We start from the raw sequence: 17,301 nt of genomic DNA, 5'->3' as shown, positions 1-17,301 counted from the left end.
GTCGCTGCGAGCGGAAGCTGATCACACCGAAGTGGCGGTACACGTCGTCCCGGCCAGGTACGACTTACCAGGCGAGGTAATCGGCCGCCGCTCTGGCGAGATCGGCCGCGTTGTGATCCAGCGCCGTGAAAGACCAGTCGGCAGAGCTCAGCGGGCCGTCCACCCAGATGGTCTCGACCTTCCCATCGTCGTGTATGGACAGCTCCGCGCCAACGCGAGTGACGTAGGCGCCGCTGCCGAAGCCCTGAAACACGAGTTTATCGCCCTTCGCGAAATCGAAGACGTGATCGCCCTGCGCCTCACCTGCCCTGAAGACGAAGGTGTCCTTGCCGCTGCCGCCCCACAGCTGATCCGAGCCCGCTCCACCGTTGAGCGTGTCATTACCTGCCTGGCCCAAGAGGACGTCATTCCCCGCGCCACCCGAGAGGACGTTGTTGCCCTTGTTACCCGAACCAACCAAATCACGCGAGCCGCGTAGCGCGAGGTTCTCGAGATTGTCTTGGAGTGTGTAATCGATGCTGCTGACGACCGTGTCGATCCCGCCCTTCGATGCCCATTCGATGATGCGATCACCGGCATTGTCGACAAGATAGATGTCGTTGCCGCTTCCGCCAGTCATCCGATCCGCGCCGACGCCCCCATCCAAGAGGTCATCTCCCCAGCCGCCGTCGAGGACGTCATCACCACCCCCGCCCAGGAGCGTGTCGTCGCCGATCAGCCCTTTCAATGTGTTGACCGCATCATTGCCGACCAAGAGGTTGTCGAATTGGTTGCCCATCGCATCGATCGCCTTGGCGCCGGTCAACACGAGGTGCTCGACGTCACCGCCGAGGGTGTAGCTGATCGACGCGAAGACGGCGTCGACGCCGCCGCCCTGATCCTCTACGACCTGATCGCCGCTGTCGTCGACCATGTATGTGTCGTCGCCGGCCCCGCCGCGCATGACGTCGGCGCCGATTCCGCCGTCGAGCAGATCGTTGCCGTCATCGCCGTCGAGCGCGTCGTTGCCCTCCGCCCCGTACAATTTGTCGTTCCCAGCGCCGCCGACGAGACTGTTTGCTCCCAGCCCACCCACGATGACATTGTCGAGCGCGTTACCCCAGCCGTCGAGCGCATTGGCCCCCGTTAGCTGAAGGTTCTCCACATGGTCGCCGAGGCGATAGCTGATGGACGACAGGACCGTGTCGTGGCCACCGTCCGACCCGGGCGTCTCGACGATCACGTCGAGCAGCGAATCGACGACGTAGACGTCGTCACCCAGCCCGCCGATCATGGTATCTGCGCCTGCACCACCGTCGAGATAATCATGCGACGCGCTGCCTCTAAGCGTGTCTGCGCCGGCATTGCCGAACAACCCAGCGCCCGCCGCCCCCGCGACGAGCAGTTCGCCGCGCGACGAACCCCATTGCACGCGCTCGACATCGAGGGCGGACGCGAGTCCTGCCTTCCAATCGTAATCGCCTTCGGCTGTCGCTGTCACAGCGCCCTCGTCGCCGAAGGAGATCGTCGCATCGCCGCCCACCCTGTCATAGCGAACGTCACCGGCGTTTCGCACCCCTTTAAGCAACGTCTCGCCAGAGAAGATCTTGGCGCCGAAGTCTGACCCGCGGCTGGCGGCGCGGCTGTCTAGAGTCACATTCGTCAAGCTCGTCTCGATCGTCGAGGAGCCGTTGCCGAGCCAGAGAAGGACGGGAAAGCGGTTCGGGCCGTCCGCATAGCCCATGTAGACATTGTCGAGGTTGACGATCCCGGGTGCCTTGGTGTCGATCGCGTCGCCCAGGAAGATGCCCTGGTAATTCGTCGTTCCGACGAAATCAGTGACCGTCAGCGAGCCCAGCCCGCCATGCGATTGGATGACGTCGCCGTGAAATCCTTCATAGGAACCCCGCACGTTACGTACGGACGTCGCGCGTATTACGACGTCTGGCCGGAACTCGCCGCCATCAAGGCCGATACCGTCGTGCTCACCCGCGCGCGCATTGTCGATGCGTACGCCCTCGATCGTGACGGAGCGGGCCGTGTTCTTCACGTAAAGCGCGCTCGACGAATCGTGTGACGTGGGTCGAATGTCCGTTCCCAGGATGGTGACATCGCCTCCACCAATCACGTAGAGGCGCTCGCGGACTTCGGATCCCGTTTGAACGAGCACCGCGTTCTGGACATTGCTGAGCGTATAGACCTGCCGCCCGCTCCCAGACGTGTTGATCACCTGGGGTGCCAGGCTTGGCGGCGCCGTCACCGATGCCGCGACGGCCGCGCTAAATTTTGTCTTTACCGGGACGTTGTAGCCCAACTTCTTGACTCCCCTAGCGCGTGATGGTGCGGCGGGATCGATACGAGCTTTGTGTAATCATCGGATTAAGGCCGCATACCGGCATGTCGGTCCAACGGCCTTCAACAAACCCAGGGCGGCGGATTGTTCGGCCTAGGTTGTGGCGCAGACCGGAGGAGCCCGGGGTGCCCTGGACCAAGTTGGGACAATCATCATCGCCGCAATGGGGCATTCCCTATGAGCTTCGCCCCACACGTGTAAGAGGCTGCGGCCGCACGCAGGTCAGGGGTGGCCCAAGACGCCGCAGGGATGATACGCGGTGGGGCGCAAACCGGGGGAACTTATGATTACTGAGGCTAGCACAAGCCAAACCCGCACGAGCTGGGTGCCGCGGAAAGTGGCTTACATCGGCTTTGACGCGTCCCACACCTCGGTTCGGAAGCGCATGAAGCAGATCGAAGAGGTCACATCGCTGGTCGGACTGACATTCAGACGTTCTCGCTACAACAGCGATTTCGTACCCGACTGGAATAACATCGACCTGGGCCACCTTGAAAATGGCAATTATGGTAAGCGGTTACCCATGCTGCTCCGTGCCATGAGGATCATCATTGCGAACAGGGAAAAGCTCTCGGACGTCGACTTTGTAATTGCCCGCAACCTCGACCTCATGTCACTTGCGCTCGCCGCACGGGCGCTTGGGATCTTCAGGGCTCCCATCGTCTATGATGTGTTTGACGTTCGTAACATTCTTCTGACTGAAAGCGCTTCTGCCAAGGCTATGCGCGCCGCAGAGAAGATTGCTTTGAAGCGGAGCGCGTTACTTGTAGTTAGTTCTCCGGGATTCGTTGAAGATTATTTTACTCCATATCTTAAATATGAAGGGCCTACCTTGTTCCTGGAAAACAAGGTAGATCTAAATATCCTGCCGGAGGATGACGCTATACGTGCGGCGTGGAGATCAAAGGAGCGAGCACGTTCAGGCCCAGTAAACGGCGCATTTACCATGGGATGGGTTGGCGCGCTTCGCTGTAGACGTTCTGCGGAAATGATCGCGGAGATCGCGCAGAAGCTACCATGGCTGACAGTGCAAATATCTGGCAAGTCGACCTATTGCGCACCAGACGTATTTGCAAAGCAATTCGAAGGCATAGCTAACATTAATTACACGGGGGAATACTGGTTCCCGACTGGTTTGTACGATGTTTATCGCACTATCGACCTAAATTGGGACTATGATTTGTCCAAACCAAACAAAAGCGGGGGCTGGCTCCTTCCAAATCGCTTGCATGAGGGCGGATATTTTGGCGTCCCACATCTGGCAGAAGAAGGATCTCAGACTGGGCATTACGTGAAGCGCCTTGGCATCGGTTGGACGAGGCCTGCGAACGTGACGGCTATCGTTGATCTCCTATCCGAAGTGAGGGATTCGTACGCGCCTGTGAAACAACGATGCCTTGAGCTTATGGACAGCAGATTTCATTATCAAGATGATATATTGGAGATTTTTGAGAAAGCAGCTCGTTTGTGACAATTATGCTTTGTTTTCCTATGCAACCTTTGCCGCTCCTTAGGGTCAGGACCCATTGATGTGAGCGTTGCGATCTGATTCAGGCTCCACAAGGAGACTGGGATGAGCGACCTGTTTTGGCTGACGGATGAGCAGATGGAGCGGCTGCGGCCGTTCTTTCCGAAAAGCCACGGCAAGCCCCGCGTCGATGACCAGCGGGTGTTGAGCGGCATCGTGTTCGTCAACCGCAATGGGCTGCGCTGGCGAGACGCGCCCGGTGACTACGGCCCGCACAAGACGCTGTACAATCGGTGGAAGCGTTGGGGCGAGGCCGGTGTGTTCACGCGAATGATGGAAGGTCTGGCTGCAGCTGGTGCCGAGCCGCAGACGGTCATGATCGACGCGACCTACCTGAAGGCGCACCGCACGGCATCGAGCCTGCGGGTTAAAAAGGGGATCTCGGCCGCCTGATTGGTCGCACCAAAGGCGGCATGAACACCAAACTCCATGCCGTCGCCGATGCAAACGGGCGCCCCTTGAGCTTCTTCATGACCGCGGGCCAGGTCAGCGATTACACTGGCGCGGCTGCGCTGCTCGATGACATGCCCAAGGCACAGTGGCTGCTCGGCGACCGCGGCTACGACGCCGACTGGTTCAGGGACGCTCTTCAGGCCAAAGGCATCCAGCCCTGCATCCCGGGCCGCAGGTCGCGCAACGAGCCGGTCTGGTACGACAAGCGCCGCTACCGGCGCCGCAGTCGCATCGAGATCATGTTCGGCCGCCTCAAGGATTGGCGACGGATCGCCACCCGCTACGACCGCTGCCCGACCGCCTTCTTCTCCGCCGTCGCACTCGCTGCCACTGTCACTGGCTATGAGCAACGAGTCCTGACCCTAATCGAGCAGCGAGGCTAAAGCCTATTAGTCGGTGCGTCAGTGTGGAGCTATTCTCGCGTGGACTGGGCTGATTTGCGTCATGAACGGTCGGAACGTAGTTGCTGCCCAGCTAAATTAGGGAAGGGAACGCAGGCCAGCTACGCTTTGCGGTCCCGTCAGAATGCAATGCAAAGGTGCGCTTTACCAAATCACAAACTCTACGTGATGGAACGCGAGTGTCGCTGGTCTGCGGGTTCGCGGCGCTCGCTATTCTGGGCGCGTGCATGGGGTAGGCACGCACGTCGGCTCGGTTGCAAGGCGGGAACCCGTCGGCCTTAGTCATACACCGAGCCTGCGGGCTTAAGCGGTCGGGAGCAGTTGAGGCAGCGCGAGGGTAGTGGAACCGCTATCGTTACACAGACGCCACTTCGTTGTTCATTTCACAGACGTTCGGGCCCTGAGCAAGCGGCGTAAAACGTGTCAGGCTTTACCGCTGAGAGCGCTGAGCGGCGCTGGCTCGAGCCGCTATTCGCTGGCTGGCAAGCACCCGTCCTCTAACCTTCCCAGTGACCGGGACAACCGCTTCCCGCGGCCGGCTGGTCGAAAACTGACTGTTCGCCTTTCCACCCTCGTAAGGCGATCAAGCACCCTCGCCCACTTCCTGAACATGGGGTAAGCGGGTATGAGGTGCCTCGACCAGCGATGGCGCGGAAGATTGGCTGTTCGCCTTTCCACCCTCGGCAGGCGCTCAAGTCCCCTACCCTGTCTCCTGAACAAACGGCCGGTTTCCTCGGCCGACCGCCCGAAAGCGGACCGGCCGCTATCCACCCAGCAGGCGATCAAGCCCGTCCCCCTGCCCCGGAACCGACGGCTGGCTTACCTGACCGCCCGCCCAGAAGCAGAGAGGCCGCGATCGACCATTAAGTCTCCATCAAGCGGCGCATTAAATGATCGGGAGCATCTTGCCGGCGGCTGCAAATAACAAGTCCCTGTTTTCAATCGATCCTTGTTGGCATACAGGAATGCCATCTTCCGAAGCCACGAGCAGCGTGAAATTAAATCGCCTTTTTGACCAATTGCACGTGATGTGGTACATTGTTGCTGCGGCGGCAGCGTCGCATTCACGAAAATTGGAGGTTATCATGTCCCACCCTGCGCGGGTGCTGGAGCATGCTGACGTGCGTCGTCTAGTCAGGCACGTGCGAGCTCTTCGGCATGCGTCACGCAACCATGTCATCGTCCTGCTCAGCTTCAAGGCCGGCCTACGCGCCTGTGAGATCGCCGGGCTCGACTGGTCTATGGTATTACAGCCAAACGGTCGCGTCGGCGAGCAGCTGATAATAGCTGGAAGCATCGCTAAGAACGGCACAGCACGCCATGTTCCACTCAATGGCGACCTCAAAGCTGCGTTGCGCATCCTCCATACCGAGCTCCGGCGGCCGCGAAGCGGGCCCGTGATACGATCTGAGCGGGGCACGCACATGCGCCCGCGCAGCATCGTCAACTGGTTTGCGGCCACGTACGCTCAGCTGGACCTCGCGGGCTGCTCCTCACACTCGGGGCGGCGCACCTTCATCACCCGATCGGCGCGGCTGCTGGCACGAAGCGGAGGATCCTTGCGCGATGTGCAGGAACTCGCCGGCCACCGCCACCTGACCACCACTGAGCGCTATATCCAAGGCGATCGCGACGCGCAGCGCCGCCTCGTCCGGCTGGTCTGAGCGACAGCGACCTTCAAACCACCGACAAATAGGGGAATTCGCATGACTGCGAAGCCGATTACGCACGCCCTCGCTACAGAAGGGCCAAGATCGATGGCGCAGCTTAATGATGCCTTTCGTCGCCGACCGTCGACGGGCACAGTGGTTTGTACCGATGGCGTGTTCGCGCTTGGACAGAAGGCGCTGCCGCTCATCGTCAAGCTCGTGCAAGCCTTTGACGCATTTACGCCCGACAACGATCCGCATGGGGAGCACGACTTTGGCGCCTTAAGCTTCGGGGGCGAGCGCCTGTTCTGGAAGATCGACTACTTTGATCGCGAGATGCGCTTTGCCTCGGCGGATCCGCTCGATCCTTCAGTGACGATGCGGCTGCTGACGATCATGCTGGCAAGCGAGTATTGATGGTGCCTACCCGTCTGCTCCAGCTCGGCACCCTCTCCTTCGCTCGATGTGGCCCGGACATGATGCTGCCACCCGGTGACCGGGCCCGACTCATCCTGGCCGCCGCGGACTCGTACCTTCCCGACGTTTTGATCACTGCCGGCTACGCCGTGCACTCGCGCAAACAGCTTCACTGGCTATCGCGCGAGATTGCCGAGGATCCCCGCACGGGCGTGCTGGTGACGGAGGTGCATTATGATGGCCGCCGCCGCTACGAGCTTGGCCGTTCGCACGCGATGTACGCGATCCTTGGCGACGGCGCGCTGCACCGGTTTGGTCGGCAGGCGTTCAGCACCAGCGTTGAAGCGCGGCATCGTGCCAGCCCCGGGCTCGTGGCGTTTCGCCGCAAGATCCCGCGTCGCACACTGCGGAGTAAGCACGGCTCCATCTTCGCGTTAATCTGCGGCGAGCTCAACATCGTCAAGGGCCGCTTGCGGCCGGTTTTCGTCGACGAGGAGGCGCGAGCCGCGATCAAGGCAGCCGACATCATCGTCAATCCCACGCACGACCGCATGAGCAATGCCGGCACGCTCGATGCCAAGCGCCGCCTGTTGTCGCTACCACACGATGATGGTCGGGGCCGTGCGTACGTGTCGGTGTCGAACTGGGAGGCCTGCGGGCTCAACGGCCGCGTACAGCAGCCCTCGCCTACCCTGCACACCGTCTACGCAGCGGGTAAGCCGATCGAGTATGAAGAGCTTGCAGACGGCGCATTCGGCTTCGTTTACCGGCGCTGGCAGGTCGATCTGAGCGGCCGCACGTAGCGGCCTCGCACCAGCTACTCAGTACAAAAAGGGTATTTTGTACTGAGTGGCAGATAGCGTCTCGCTTGCACGCGGTGCGAGGGTCGCCACGATCACCATTGCGCTGCGTGAAAGCCGCAGCGTGGGGCTTCGAAACCCCTGCATACAGACTCGGTCGCGATCTCATTCAGGGCCGGGTGGCACGCGCGGATGTCCAGCCGGCGCGGCCAAGGTCGCCGGTGCGATAGCTGCAGCGCGGGTGAGCAGCGTGAACTACGCGGAGGTGGTGAGCCACTTCGTGCACGCCGGAATGCCGGCGCACGAGGTGGACGTCATGCTCCAGCCCCTGCCGTTGGCCGTGGTTCCGGCAGACCAGGCACTCGCGACCCTCGCCGGGCGGTTGCGGCGTCTGACGTCCGAGGCAGGGCTGAGTCTAGGCGACCGCTTCTGCCTGGCTCTGGCGCAGCGCGACGGCCTGCAGGCCTGGACGAGCGATCAGAACTGGAAGAAGGTCGCCGACGCAGCTGGAGTGAAGGTCGTGGCGATACGATGACCCGCGCCGGCTGGACGTTAGAAAACCTTCAGATAGGCTGCCTAGCGAGGTCGCCGGAACGAAAGTGCATCTCCGCCTTCTTTACGCCCCCCTTGCAAGTGGTTTGCCCTACCTCGAAGACAAGCGCTCGTTAAGCTCCCTTATCAATTATCCAGCGCTAGCGCACGATCCGAGGTTGCTTGCGCGAAGCGAATGTCTGCAAATGGCAGGATAGCGACCGTTGAGGCGAAATCGTTACGTGTTAAGATCGGGTCGACAGCCACCTCCTTAACGGTTCGGTTTTATCTGTTTCCACTGATCGAACTTCTTGACCCTATTTATTTTGCGCTCGGTACCATTTAGATCGGAGATCATGTTGTAGCGATGCCGAGATGCGATCGATTGGCGTACCGCCACCATCCGCTCTACGCATCCAGCCGAATTCTGACAGCGGCATGCGCCTGTTCGGACGACCGCGGACGATGGAGTCGGTGCAGGTCGGCTGATCTTCGGCGCCGCCATTGTCGAGAACGTTTACGGTGCTGAGCGGCCGAACTGCTTGTCGTCTGTTAGGCGATCGTCGGCACGATGCCACCCTCAACCCGAACCGCTGCGCCGTTCGTGATCGCTCCGAGCGGGCTGGCGAGCAGCGCCACTTGGGCGGCGATCTCCTGCGCCTCGATCAGGCGACGGATGAGCGAGAGCGGCCGCATCTTGGCGAAGAACTCGGACTCGCGCTCGGCCTCGGGCGCGTCCTTGTTGTCAACGACCGAACGGATGAACTCGACGATGCCCTCCGATCGCGTCGGTCCGGGCAGTACCGAGTTCACCGTCACGCCGGTCCCGCGGGTCTGCTCGGCCAGCCCGCGGGCGATCGCGAGCTGAGCTGTCTTCGTCATGCCGTAATGGACCATCTCGCTTGGCACCACGAGCGCGCTTTCGCTCGCGATGAAGAGGATGCGCCCCCAGTTTCTCGCCAGCATGCGAGGAAAGTAGTAACGCGCGAGGCGGGCGCCGCTGACCACGTTCACCTCGAACAAATGATGCCAGTCATCGTCGCTGATCGCGGTGAACGGCTTCGCCTCGTAGATGCCCAAGTTGTTTACGAGAATGTCGGTCTCCGGCACGGCATCAACGAGAGCGGTCGCGCCGGCAGAAGTCGCGGGGTCCGCCAGGACTACCGAGACGTCGCCAGCCGCGCTGAGCCGCTCGGCAGCCGAGTCCAGCTTCGCCTGATCGCGTCCGCAGATCGTCACCGCAACTCCTTCCTGCGCGAGCCGCTCGGCGATAGCGAAGCCGATGCCGGCGGTCGAACCGGTCACGATCGCGGTCTTGCCGGTGAGTTGCAGGTCCATGCGTCATCTCCTCTGGTGTCTGCTCGGAACTATGCATTCGGGCCATTGCTGATTAGATCGGATGTCGTCATCGCAGAAGTGCATCGGAGTCATCAATCAAGATGGACAATCGGCTTGGCGAGATGATGATCTTCCTTGCGGTAGCGGAGCACGGCAGCTTCGTCGCAGCGGCGCGAGCCCTCCGCATCACGCCATCGGCAGTGAGCCGCGCCATCGCCCGCCTGGAGCAGCGGCTCGGAGCGCAGCTGGCGTCCCGGACGACGCGAGCACTGGCCCTTACGGCCGAAGGACGATCGTATCGGGAGCGCGTCGAGGGATTGGTAGCGGAGATCGACGCCGTCGAACGCAGCTTCGGCGTCGAACGCACGCCTCGGGGAACGCTCCGCGTCAACGCGTCAGTGCCGTTCGGCACGCACTGTCTGCTGCCGATCCTTCCCACCTACCTTCGCGAGAATCCCGCCGTAACGGTTGACCTGACCTTGACGGACGCGCTCGTAGGGCTGGTCGAGGAGCGTGCAGACGTGGCAATACGCATCGGGCCGCTGCGGGACGCCGACGCAAGGGCAAGGAGGTTGGGTCGCAGCACGATGGCCGTGGTCGCAAGCCCGACTTACCTCCGAGAGCGAGGAACACCAACGCATCCTCGCGATCTGGAAGATCACGTCTGTCTTCGCTTCAACTTCCGGCGAGCAGTGGACAGCTGGCCCTTTCTGATCGACGGCAGGACGGTGCAGCGCATCCCGAGCGGACCGTTTCTCGGCAGCTCCGGCGAAGCGGTCCGGCTGATGGCGGTGGCAGGTGGCGGCATCGCGCGTCTCGGGCGCTTTCACGTCGCCGCCGATCTGGCTGCAGGCCGCCTCGAGGAAGTCCTAGTCTCGTACAACCCTGGCGACGGCGAGGACATCCACGCGCTGTTCGTGTCGCATGAGCGTTTGGCGCTCCGCGTGCGATCCTTCGTGGACTTCATGGTACGTGATCTACGGCTGAGGGGCGGCAGCGCGGTCGGAGCCTGAGAGCGTCGTCAAGTGGCCGCAAGCCGTCGCGCCGGCGCCTTGGCACATCGTAGCGGGCAGGACTTGGCCCTTCGCCAAGGCGGCTTTTCGCTTCAGGCAGCTTTTGCGACCAGCGACGCATCAGGGTTGCCGATTGCGCAAGCTGTCAAGAAAAGCGGCGCGCATCTGTCGTGGGAGCCAGGAAGTCGTGTCGGGCCGATCGCGCCCTTCTAGCGGGGGCGGTCTCAAGCCGCCGCGCCCGACGCCGCGGCTCTGGTCAGCGAGAGGAGGCAAGCTCCATGTCCGGAATCGAGTATGAGAAGCCTACCGAACCTGAAGGTCGTGCTCGCGAGCAGCGCGTTGAAGGCACTCGAGCCTGCCTTGCGTACAAGCCACGACGTAATCTCGGCGTGGACGGACCAAGCGCCCGCGGTCTATGCGGACGCACAGGTCCTGGTGACCGCCGATGACATCCCGCTAGAACGCGATCTGCTCACGATGATGCCGAAGCTCCGACTAGTGGCGTGCGCGACCCGGGAATACGACGCCATCGACGTTGACGCCCTCACCGGCGATGGCATCGATGTCGTCGGTGCGGAGCACGTCAACGACGAGGACGTCGCCGACCACGCACTCGGGGCGATCCTGATGCACTGGCGCGCGATCCTCGCAGGCAGCCGGTTGCTCGCAGCCGGTCGGTGGAGCGGAGACGGACGCCTGGTCAACCGATCGATGATTGGAGCGCGCCTCGGGATCGTGGGCCTTGGACAGATCGGTACTGCTCTGGCCTGCCGCGCGTCTGCCCTCAGAATGGATGTCGGATGGTGGGCGCCCCGGAAGAAGCCCACGCCATGGCCTCGTAAGAGCGACCTTCTCGCCCTTGCGCAGTGGAGCGACGTGCTGGCGGTCACGGCGCGCCCTGACGGCAATGACGACATGATCGGCCATGCAGCGCTCGACGCCCTGGGAGAGCACGGCTTCCTCGTGAACGTGTCCCGCGGCAGACTGGTCGATGAGGACGCGCCGATCGCATCGCTGAAGGAAGGCCGTCTCGAGGGCGCGGCCCTCGACGTTTTCAGCAGGAACTGACCCCAGCACCCCGATGGGTCGACGTCCCTAATGTCCTTCTGACGCCGCACATCTCGGGAAAGACGCAGAAGGCCTTCGAGCGGATGGCGCAGTGGCTGCTGCGAACGCTTGCGCAGTTCGTCTCATCCTCGTCCGAGGGACTCGAAGGTTCGCGCCTACGATCAGGCTCGGGCTAGCGGGTACGTGCGCGAGACCATGGTAGTGTCGGCCTGACCCTCCGTATGATGGAGACCGAGCCGCCCCGGGCGCACCATCGAGCATCCACCGAATGCTGGAGGCTTACATGGACTCTGCAGCCTACGGCCTGGCCGATCTGCCCGCCGCCGATGTCTCAGCACGAACAACGGAGACGCAGCGGGAGCGGTTCTCGCCAGCCCTCACGATGTCGTTCCCCCAAGTGGCAATAGGAGCAGAAGCTGTTCCGCTTACACCGGGCCAGCTGATGCAGGCCAACCTTGCGAGCGTGTTCTGCGAGGAGGACGAGGCCGCGCGATCTGCCGCCTTCGGCCTTCTATGGCATGATGATCCCGTGATCTACGATCGTGAAACGGCCGCGGCCGGTCGGCCGGCGGTGCTCGGGGCCGCCGGGCGCTTCGCCAAGCGATTGGGCTCGGGAAGCTGCACTCCTACCGGGTCGGTAGTCGGCCATAACGGCCTCTACATGATGCGCTGGGCCCTGATGGACGGGCTCGCGCTGGTGGGCACGGGCTGTCACGTGGCTCAGATTAGAAAGAGCCGCATTGACACCCTCTACGTCGTGGAAGACTGATCTGGAGCAGTGATACCCCTCCGCCTCCGGGACGATCGCCTCACCGACGGGAAAGAAGGGCGAGCACGCCGATAGTGATTTTGCATTCTCGCAAGCGCAGCAGCACCTAAGGATCGTCTGCGCCTTCGATCGGCCGGACCGCGTTATCGAAGAACGCTGGCACGCGACGGTTGTTACTGGAGAACATCATGGCTGCGCGACTTGGCGTGCTTCTCGTGGCGCTTGCGACTTCCTCGCTATCCCCGGCTGCCCCGGCGGCCAACGTGCAGTCGCGCCCCACCGCGTCGATCGTGCACAAGGTCGGCCTGTGTCGTGTCCGCGCTATGTCTGCCGTGTCGACGCCCGGCGCCCCCCAGAACACGGTCCTTCCTTGTCGAAGTCGGAGCTAGGCGCGTGCTGGTCGCACCCACCCCAGGCCTCTACCCACCCTCGAGTAGCGGAGAGGGCCGAATCGATGCGGTGCTGCTCACCTCCCTTTCGGAAGCCGCACTCGACGGCGTCGTTCGAGACGGAGCCGTAGCGTTCGCCGGCAGCAAGATCTTCGTCGATCGGGAACTGCTCGACGCAGCGAAGACGAGCGAGAATCGACCGGACAGGAAAAACCTCGACGAGGTGTTGGCGAGCGGCCGCCTCTATTCGCCCGAAGCGGGCGTCGACCTGCTACCAGGTGTCCGGTTCACCATCCCACACACCAGGTCGGCGGCGCCGAGCAGAGTGAAGATTCGCTGCGGTGATCAAACGCTTGTCGTCTTAGGGCTGATCGTCTCCAAGGGACGAGAACTGTCACCCGACGCGGTGGCCGCCCTCGTCACCCCCGGGCAGCAGGCGCCCACTGGCGTGACGCTGTCGCCGAGCCGCCGCGCGGAGCAGATCGGCTGGTCGCTGCAGGGCGGCGGCTGGATCATCGAGGACGACTACCTGAGCGAGCTTCATCCGACGGAGGTGGCGCAGGTAGTGCCCCTGAGCCAGAAACTCCGCCATCGTGATCTGGACGGGCGTGCTAGGGGCAGGCTGGAGAAAGGCCGCCACGTCCGCGAAGCGATGCGCCATCCGCTCCGGTGCCACTACGAAGCCGAGGCCGAGGCTGCCGCTCATCGTCCTGCCGAAGCTGCCGACGTGAACGACCTGGGAGGCGCCCTTCTCGGCGGCGAGCGACGGCGCAGCGCGGCCCGTAAGCTGAAGTGCCTCTACCGAGAGCGTCGAGAGGGCCTGCAGCGGCGTCTGGCCCACCTGTGGTCGGCCGAGGCAATGGCCGGTCTGGCGCTGTCTCTCTTTCTTCCCGACGACGTCGACGATCTAGCGCTCGCCACCGCCGCTGCCGAGTTGGGCCTCGCGCCGATGCCGCTTTCCCCCTGGTACGCCGGCATGGCCAAAAAGCGCGGACTTCTACTAAGCGTCACCAACCTCACGGAGGAAGTCATGCCGGAGGCTTCGCGGCGTCTGGCCGATCTGGTCGCATCCACCACTCGCCCGTAAAGGTAACCACGGGCCGGATCTACGCCGCCCAGGCGAAACGCAGCGCACGCAGGCACTTCCGGACAGGTTTGCGCTCGAGAGCGCAGAAGAGCGTCGGACATCAGCGCCCCCCCCCCCAGGCGCTCTCGGGACAACACGCCTTCTCGACGCCGTGTATGAAAGGAACCACGACGAAATCAGGTCAGAGCCGTCGGTGCAGCCGCAGCTACTATAGTCTTTCGCGGACGGGCGAGCGGTTATCTCGCACTCATGATCCCGTATGCCTCTTGGTCGGAGAGCGAGCCGAGCTAGAGCCCGACCTACCCAATCGGCTTATTGTGGCGGCTGGCTCAGCCGGTATCGGAGGGGCGGACCGAATGGACGGAAAGGAAGACGTTGGCGCATGCACGCATCCGCTCGGAGGAGCTTCGGCGCAGGATCATGCCGGCGGGACGTGCCGCGCAGCTAATCTCAGCCGGCGACACGGTGGGCATGAGCGGCTTCACGGGTTCAGGCTACCCCAAAGCGGTGCCGCTGGCGCTTGCCGCCCGCATCGAGGCGGAACACGCTGCGGGGCGCCCCTTCAGCATTCGCGTCTGGACCGGCGCCTCGACCGGGCCGGAGCTGGACGGCGCGCTCGCAAAGGCGAACGGCATAGAGCTAAGACTGCCGTACAACTCCGATCCGATCGCGAGAGAGGAGATCAACCGCGGCGCGATGAGCTACTTCGACATGCACCTGAGCCAGGTCGCTCCGATGGCATGGCAGGGCTTCTTGGGCGACCTCGACGTCGCGGTGATCGAGGTCACCGCGATCAGAGAGGACGGCAGCCTGGTGCCGTCGTCGTCGGTCGGCAACAACAAGACCTGGCTCGACAGAGCCGCCAAGGTCATCCTGGAGGTCAACTGCTGGCAGAACCCGGCACTCGAGGGCATGCACGATGTATACTACGGGACGGCACTGCCGCCCCACCGGGTGCCGATCCCGTTACGGCGTCCCGACGATCGGATCGGCAGTCCGTACCTGAGGTGTGATCCGAGCAAGATCGTTGCCGTGGTGGAAACCGACGCGCCCGACCGCAATCTCCCCTTCTCGGCACCCGACGAAAACGCACATGCGATCGCCGGTCATCTCCTGGAGTTCCTGCGCCACGAGGTGACGCGAGGACGGCTGCCATCCACCCTGCTGCCCCTCCAGTCCGGCGTAGGCAACGTCGCCAACGCGGTCCTCGCCGGGCTGGTCGATAGTCCGTTCACCGAGATGACCGCCTACACGGAAGTCATACAGGACGGCATGCTCGAACTTCTGGATGCCGGAAAGCTCAGGATGGCGTCGGCTACCGCGTTCTCCCTCAGTCCCGCCGCCGCTGCACGGCTGAATGGGAACATGGGTTCATACCGAGATAAGATGATCCTCCGGCCGCAGGAAATCAGCAACCATCCCGAGATTATCCGGCGGCTTGGCTGCGTGGCCATGAACGGCCTGATCGAGGCGGACATCTACGGCGCGGTGAACTCCACTCACGTGATGGGCTCCCGCATCCAGAACGGGATAGGCGGGTCCGGCGACTTCGCGCGAAACGCATACATGTCGATCTTCTTGAGCCCGTCCACCGCCAAGGCCGGCCGCATTTCGGCCATCGTCCCGCAGGCAAGCCACGTCGACCACATTGCCCAGGACGTGCAGGTCCTGGTGACCGAGCAGGGGCTGGCGGACCTGCGCGGCCTCAGCCCCAAGGAGCGCGCACGGCTGATCATCGCCAACTGCGCGCATCCCAACTACCGGCCGATGCTCGCCGACTACTTCGCCCGCGCGCTTCGAGGCGCATACGGCCAGCAGACCCCCACGCTGCCAGGAGAGGCGCTCTCGTGGCACCAGCGGTTCATGGCGACCGGTTCCATGCTGCCCTAGATGCGGAGGCGGTGAGGCGATCGGCCGGGATGCATGCGTTTCGCTGTACCGAGCGGGCACGGCTCACCCGGCAGGAGGAACCCGGAAGCCGATTTGAAGGCGGTTCCACAGGTTGACCGTTCCGATCACCATGCTGATCACGACCTGCTCCTCTTCGCCGAACTCCGACTTGAACGCCTCGTAGACATCGTCCGGCGCGTGAGTTTCCGCGACGAGGGTGAGCGCCTCCGTCCAGCCTAGCGCGGCGCGCTCCCGCGGCGAGAAGTCGGTCGCCTCGCGCCAGCCGGCGACCATGTGCATCCGCATGTCGGTCTCGCCGAGCTTCTGCAGTTCGACGACGTGTGCATGGATGCAGAACGCGCATCCATTCATCTGCGCTGCCCTAAGACGGACGAGGCCGAGCAGCTTCTGCTCGACCCCTGATTCCGCGTAGCTCCTCTCCAGCGCGACCGCCGCCTTCATGCTCGCGCCGGCGTGAACGAAGGGGTTGGCTATGCGTGCGCTCACGTCGGTACTCCTGCTTTCATCGGCGCTGCTCGACGTCTCGCTCACGGAACGCAACCCCGGTTCGGCTGCGCCTTGCGGCGCTCTGTCCCTCTCCATAGGACGGGTAGACTGGCTGGGTGCGGCGCGTCAGAGCGCTGCTGCCGCAATGGCCTCTACCTCCACGAGGTAGCCATGATGCAGCTCAGGCACCGGGACGATCGTCTGGGCCGGCTTCCAGCTCCCCAACGCCAGAGCCAGCGCGCGATCGAAAGCTGCCCAGTTCTCGACACCCACGATGTAGGCGGTTACGCGCAGCACGGAACGGCCTGCCGGCGGCGGCGCCGAGCACGGCGAGAAGGTTCCTGATCGCTTGCTCCGCCTGAACCTCGAAGGGTTGATCGGCAGTGGACGCTCCATCGGCACGATGCCCCAGCTGGCCGGAGAAGAAGATCAGGTCGCCATGAGCGACCGCCTGCGAGTAGTGCCCAGCGGGGACTGGCGCGTGGGACGTCTCCACACAACGGATCCGCGACGTACTACCTGGCTGTGTCACGCCGGCAGCCGCTGAATGAGATGGTAGGCGACAGTCTCGTATCCGCAGCGATGGTAGACGCGCTGCGCGGCCTCGTTGGAGAGCGCGGTGTCGAGTGCCACGATCCCGCAGTTCGCCGCAACCGCGACGTCCCGAACGGCCGACAGCAGGCGTTCCGCATGTCCCTGCCTACGCTCGTTGTCGTCAACCACGACATCGTCGACATAGACGAACCGTCCGAAGACGAGATTCTCCTGCAGCCGGAAGCCGGCCAGCGCGACGGGCCGACCCTGGCGTCGAATGGCGAGCAGCCGGTAGCCTTGCCCCATCTGGCGCCTCAGCCGGGCGACGACCTGGACGACATCGTCTGGCAGGTGAGGCCGCAGAAGCCGCATTACCGGAACGCAGCCCGCCAGATCGTCCTGCGCGGTCAGCTCGAGAACCTCAGTCTGGATGTCAGACGAGTCTTCCATATTAACTACTCCGCTTTGGTGTCCCCACCAACAGTGACCAGCCCGATCTTTCGGTTGGCTCGCGCATCCGCGTGGCTACCGCATGCTGGTCGAGCCCGGGACTGTCGATAATACAATGGGATGGGCGCGAGAACCGGCTCACCTA

16 protein-coding genes and 1 pseudogene are annotated in these 17,301 nt (G+C 63.1%); 11 read left to right on the top strand and 6 right to left on the bottom strand.

Annotated features, from left to right (window positions below):
• Window positions 1-64: 64 nt before the first annotated feature.
• The gene (locus tag EV292_RS08885) at window positions 65-2,293 is read right to left on the bottom strand and encodes a calcium-binding protein (protein ID WP_132908810.1); all 2,229 of its coding nucleotides are present in this window, start codon (window positions 2,291-2,293) and stop codon (window positions 65-67) included.
• Between the two features lie 424 nt (window positions 2,294-2,717).
• On the opposite strand from EV292_RS08885, the gene EV292_RS08880 reads away from it, so the two are divergent.
• From EV292_RS08880 to EV292_RS08855, 6 genes are all read left to right on the top strand, one after another.
• Window positions 2,718-3,803, top strand: coding sequence for a hypothetical protein (locus EV292_RS08880; RefSeq protein WP_132908809.1), 1,086 nt, complete (start codon window positions 2,718-2,720; stop codon window positions 3,801-3,803).
• Window positions 3,804-3,905: 102 nt separating this feature from the next.
• Window positions 3,906-4,696, top strand: a protein-coding gene (locus tag EV292_RS08875; protein ID WP_132908808.1) for an IS5 family transposase whose coding sequence is annotated in 2 segments (ribosomal slippage) — window positions 3,906-4,239 and window positions 4,239-4,696 — 792 coding nt in all. Because the reading frame shifts where the segments join, the coding sequence is not laid out codon by codon here.
• Between the two features lie 908 nt (window positions 4,697-5,604).
• Window positions 5,605-6,378: a site-specific integrase gene (locus EV292_RS08870; protein ID WP_243693669.1), complete on the top strand. Its 774-nt coding sequence runs from the start codon at window positions 5,605-5,607 to the stop codon at window positions 6,376-6,378.
• A 93-nt stretch (window positions 6,379-6,471) separates the two neighbouring features.
• On the top strand, window positions 6,472-6,780 hold the full coding sequence (locus EV292_RS08865; RefSeq protein ID WP_132908807.1) for a DUF3768 domain-containing protein: 309 nt from the start codon (window positions 6,472-6,474) through the stop codon (window positions 6,778-6,780).
• Window positions 6,781-6,839: 59 nt separating this feature from the next.
• Window positions 6,840-7,583 (top strand): hypothetical protein, encoded by a 744-nt coding sequence (locus EV292_RS08860; RefSeq protein ID WP_132908806.1) that lies wholly within the window; start codon window positions 6,840-6,842, stop codon window positions 7,581-7,583.
• 142 nt (window positions 7,584-7,725) lie between these two features.
• Entirely contained in the window at window positions 7,726-8,115 is a 390-nt protein-coding gene (locus tag EV292_RS08855; RefSeq protein ID WP_132908892.1) for a PIN domain-containing protein, read from the top strand.
• A 548-nt stretch (window positions 8,116-8,663) separates the two neighbouring features.
• Here the strand turns inward: EV292_RS08855 and EV292_RS08850 are convergent.
• Window positions 8,664-9,449 (bottom strand): SDR family oxidoreductase, encoded by a 786-nt coding sequence (locus EV292_RS08850; RefSeq protein ID WP_132908805.1) that lies wholly within the window; start codon window positions 9,447-9,449, stop codon window positions 8,664-8,666.
• Between the two features lie 101 nt (window positions 9,450-9,550).
• Between EV292_RS08850 and EV292_RS08845 the strand changes: the two genes are divergently transcribed.
• From EV292_RS08845 to EV292_RS08825, 5 genes are all read left to right on the top strand, one after another.
• Window positions 9,551-10,462 (top strand): LysR family transcriptional regulator, encoded by a 912-nt coding sequence (locus EV292_RS08845; RefSeq protein WP_132908804.1) that lies wholly within the window; start codon window positions 9,551-9,553, stop codon window positions 10,460-10,462.
• A 435-nt stretch (window positions 10,463-10,897) separates the two neighbouring features.
• The gene (locus EV292_RS08840) at window positions 10,898-11,530 is read left to right on the top strand and encodes an NAD(P)-dependent oxidoreductase (protein WP_243693668.1); all 633 of its coding nucleotides are present in this window, start codon (window positions 10,898-10,900) and stop codon (window positions 11,528-11,530) included.
• Window positions 11,531-11,813: 283 nt separating this feature from the next.
• Window positions 11,814-12,299: a hypothetical protein gene (locus EV292_RS08835; RefSeq protein ID WP_132908803.1), complete on the top strand. Its 486-nt coding sequence runs from the start codon at window positions 11,814-11,816 to the stop codon at window positions 12,297-12,299.
• Between the two features lie 459 nt (window positions 12,300-12,758).
• Window positions 12,759-13,775, top strand: a complete 1,017-nt coding sequence (locus EV292_RS08830) for a hypothetical protein (protein WP_132908802.1) — start codon at window positions 12,759-12,761, stop codon at window positions 13,773-13,775.
• A 375-nt stretch (window positions 13,776-14,150) separates the two neighbouring features.
• Window positions 14,151-15,665, top strand: coding sequence for an acetyl-CoA hydrolase/transferase family protein (locus tag EV292_RS08825; protein ID WP_132908801.1), 1,515 nt, complete (start codon window positions 14,151-14,153; stop codon window positions 15,663-15,665).
• Between the two features lie 63 nt (window positions 15,666-15,728).
• Here EV292_RS08825 and EV292_RS08820 read toward each other — a convergent pair whose 3' ends face one another.
• The 4 genes and pseudogenes from EV292_RS08820 to EV292_RS08810 all read right to left on the bottom strand — a co-directional run bounded on the left by EV292_RS08820 (window position 15,729) and on the right by EV292_RS08810 (window position 17,156).
• Window positions 15,729-16,172: a carboxymuconolactone decarboxylase family protein gene (locus tag EV292_RS08820; protein WP_132908891.1), complete on the bottom strand. Its 444-nt coding sequence runs from the start codon at window positions 16,170-16,172 to the stop codon at window positions 15,729-15,731.
• A 126-nt stretch (window positions 16,173-16,298) separates the two neighbouring features.
• Window positions 16,299-16,469, bottom strand: a complete 171-nt coding sequence (locus tag EV292_RS23445) for a RidA family protein (RefSeq protein WP_347812582.1) — start codon at window positions 16,467-16,469, stop codon at window positions 16,299-16,301.
• A gap of 76 nt (window positions 16,470-16,545) precedes the next feature.
• Window positions 16,546-16,668 (bottom strand): annotated as a pseudogene (locus EV292_RS23440) (Rid family hydrolase); the annotation flags it as partial.
• A 32-nt stretch (window positions 16,669-16,700) separates the two neighbouring features.
• On the bottom strand, window positions 16,701-17,156 hold the full coding sequence (locus EV292_RS08810; protein ID WP_132908800.1) for a GNAT family N-acetyltransferase: 456 nt from the start codon (window positions 17,154-17,156) through the stop codon (window positions 16,701-16,703).
• Window positions 17,157-17,301: the final 145 nt, after the last annotated feature.

The organism is Sphingomonas sp. BK235 (genome assembly GCF_004345855.1).
Taxonomy (GTDB): domain Bacteria; phylum Pseudomonadota; class Alphaproteobacteria; order Sphingomonadales; family Sphingomonadaceae; genus Sphingomonas.
The sequence above is the reverse complement of the archived record's forward strand: the minus strand, read 5'-3'. Positions and strand labels throughout refer to the sequence as shown.

What these genes read in the sequence shown, in the direction of transcription:
- EV292_RS08810 (WP_132908800.1), bottom strand. Translation starts at nt 17,156, where the DNA reads ATGGAAGACTCGTCTGACATCCAGACTGAGGTTCTCGAGCTGACCGCG.
- EV292_RS08860 (WP_132908806.1), top strand. Translation starts at nt 6,840, where the DNA reads ATGATGCTGCCACCCGGTGACCGGGCCCGACTCATCCTGGCCGCCGCG.
- EV292_RS08835 (WP_132908803.1), top strand. Translation starts at nt 11,814, where the DNA reads ATGGACTCTGCAGCCTACGGCCTGGCCGATCTGCCCGCCGCCGATGTC.
- EV292_RS08850 (WP_132908805.1), bottom strand. Translation starts at nt 9,449, where the DNA reads ATGGACCTGCAACTCACCGGCAAGACCGCGATCGTGACCGGTTCGACC.
- EV292_RS08845 (WP_132908804.1), top strand. Translation starts at nt 9,551, where the DNA reads ATGGACAATCGGCTTGGCGAGATGATGATCTTCCTTGCGGTAGCGGAG.
- EV292_RS08870 (WP_243693669.1), top strand. Translation starts at nt 5,605, where the DNA reads ATGATCGGGAGCATCTTGCCGGCGGCTGCAAATAACAAGTCCCTGTTT.
- EV292_RS08880 (WP_132908809.1), top strand. Translation starts at nt 2,718, where the DNA reads ATGAAGCAGATCGAAGAGGTCACATCGCTGGTCGGACTGACATTCAGA.
- EV292_RS08865 (WP_132908807.1), top strand. Translation starts at nt 6,472, where the DNA reads ATGGCGCAGCTTAATGATGCCTTTCGTCGCCGACCGTCGACGGGCACA.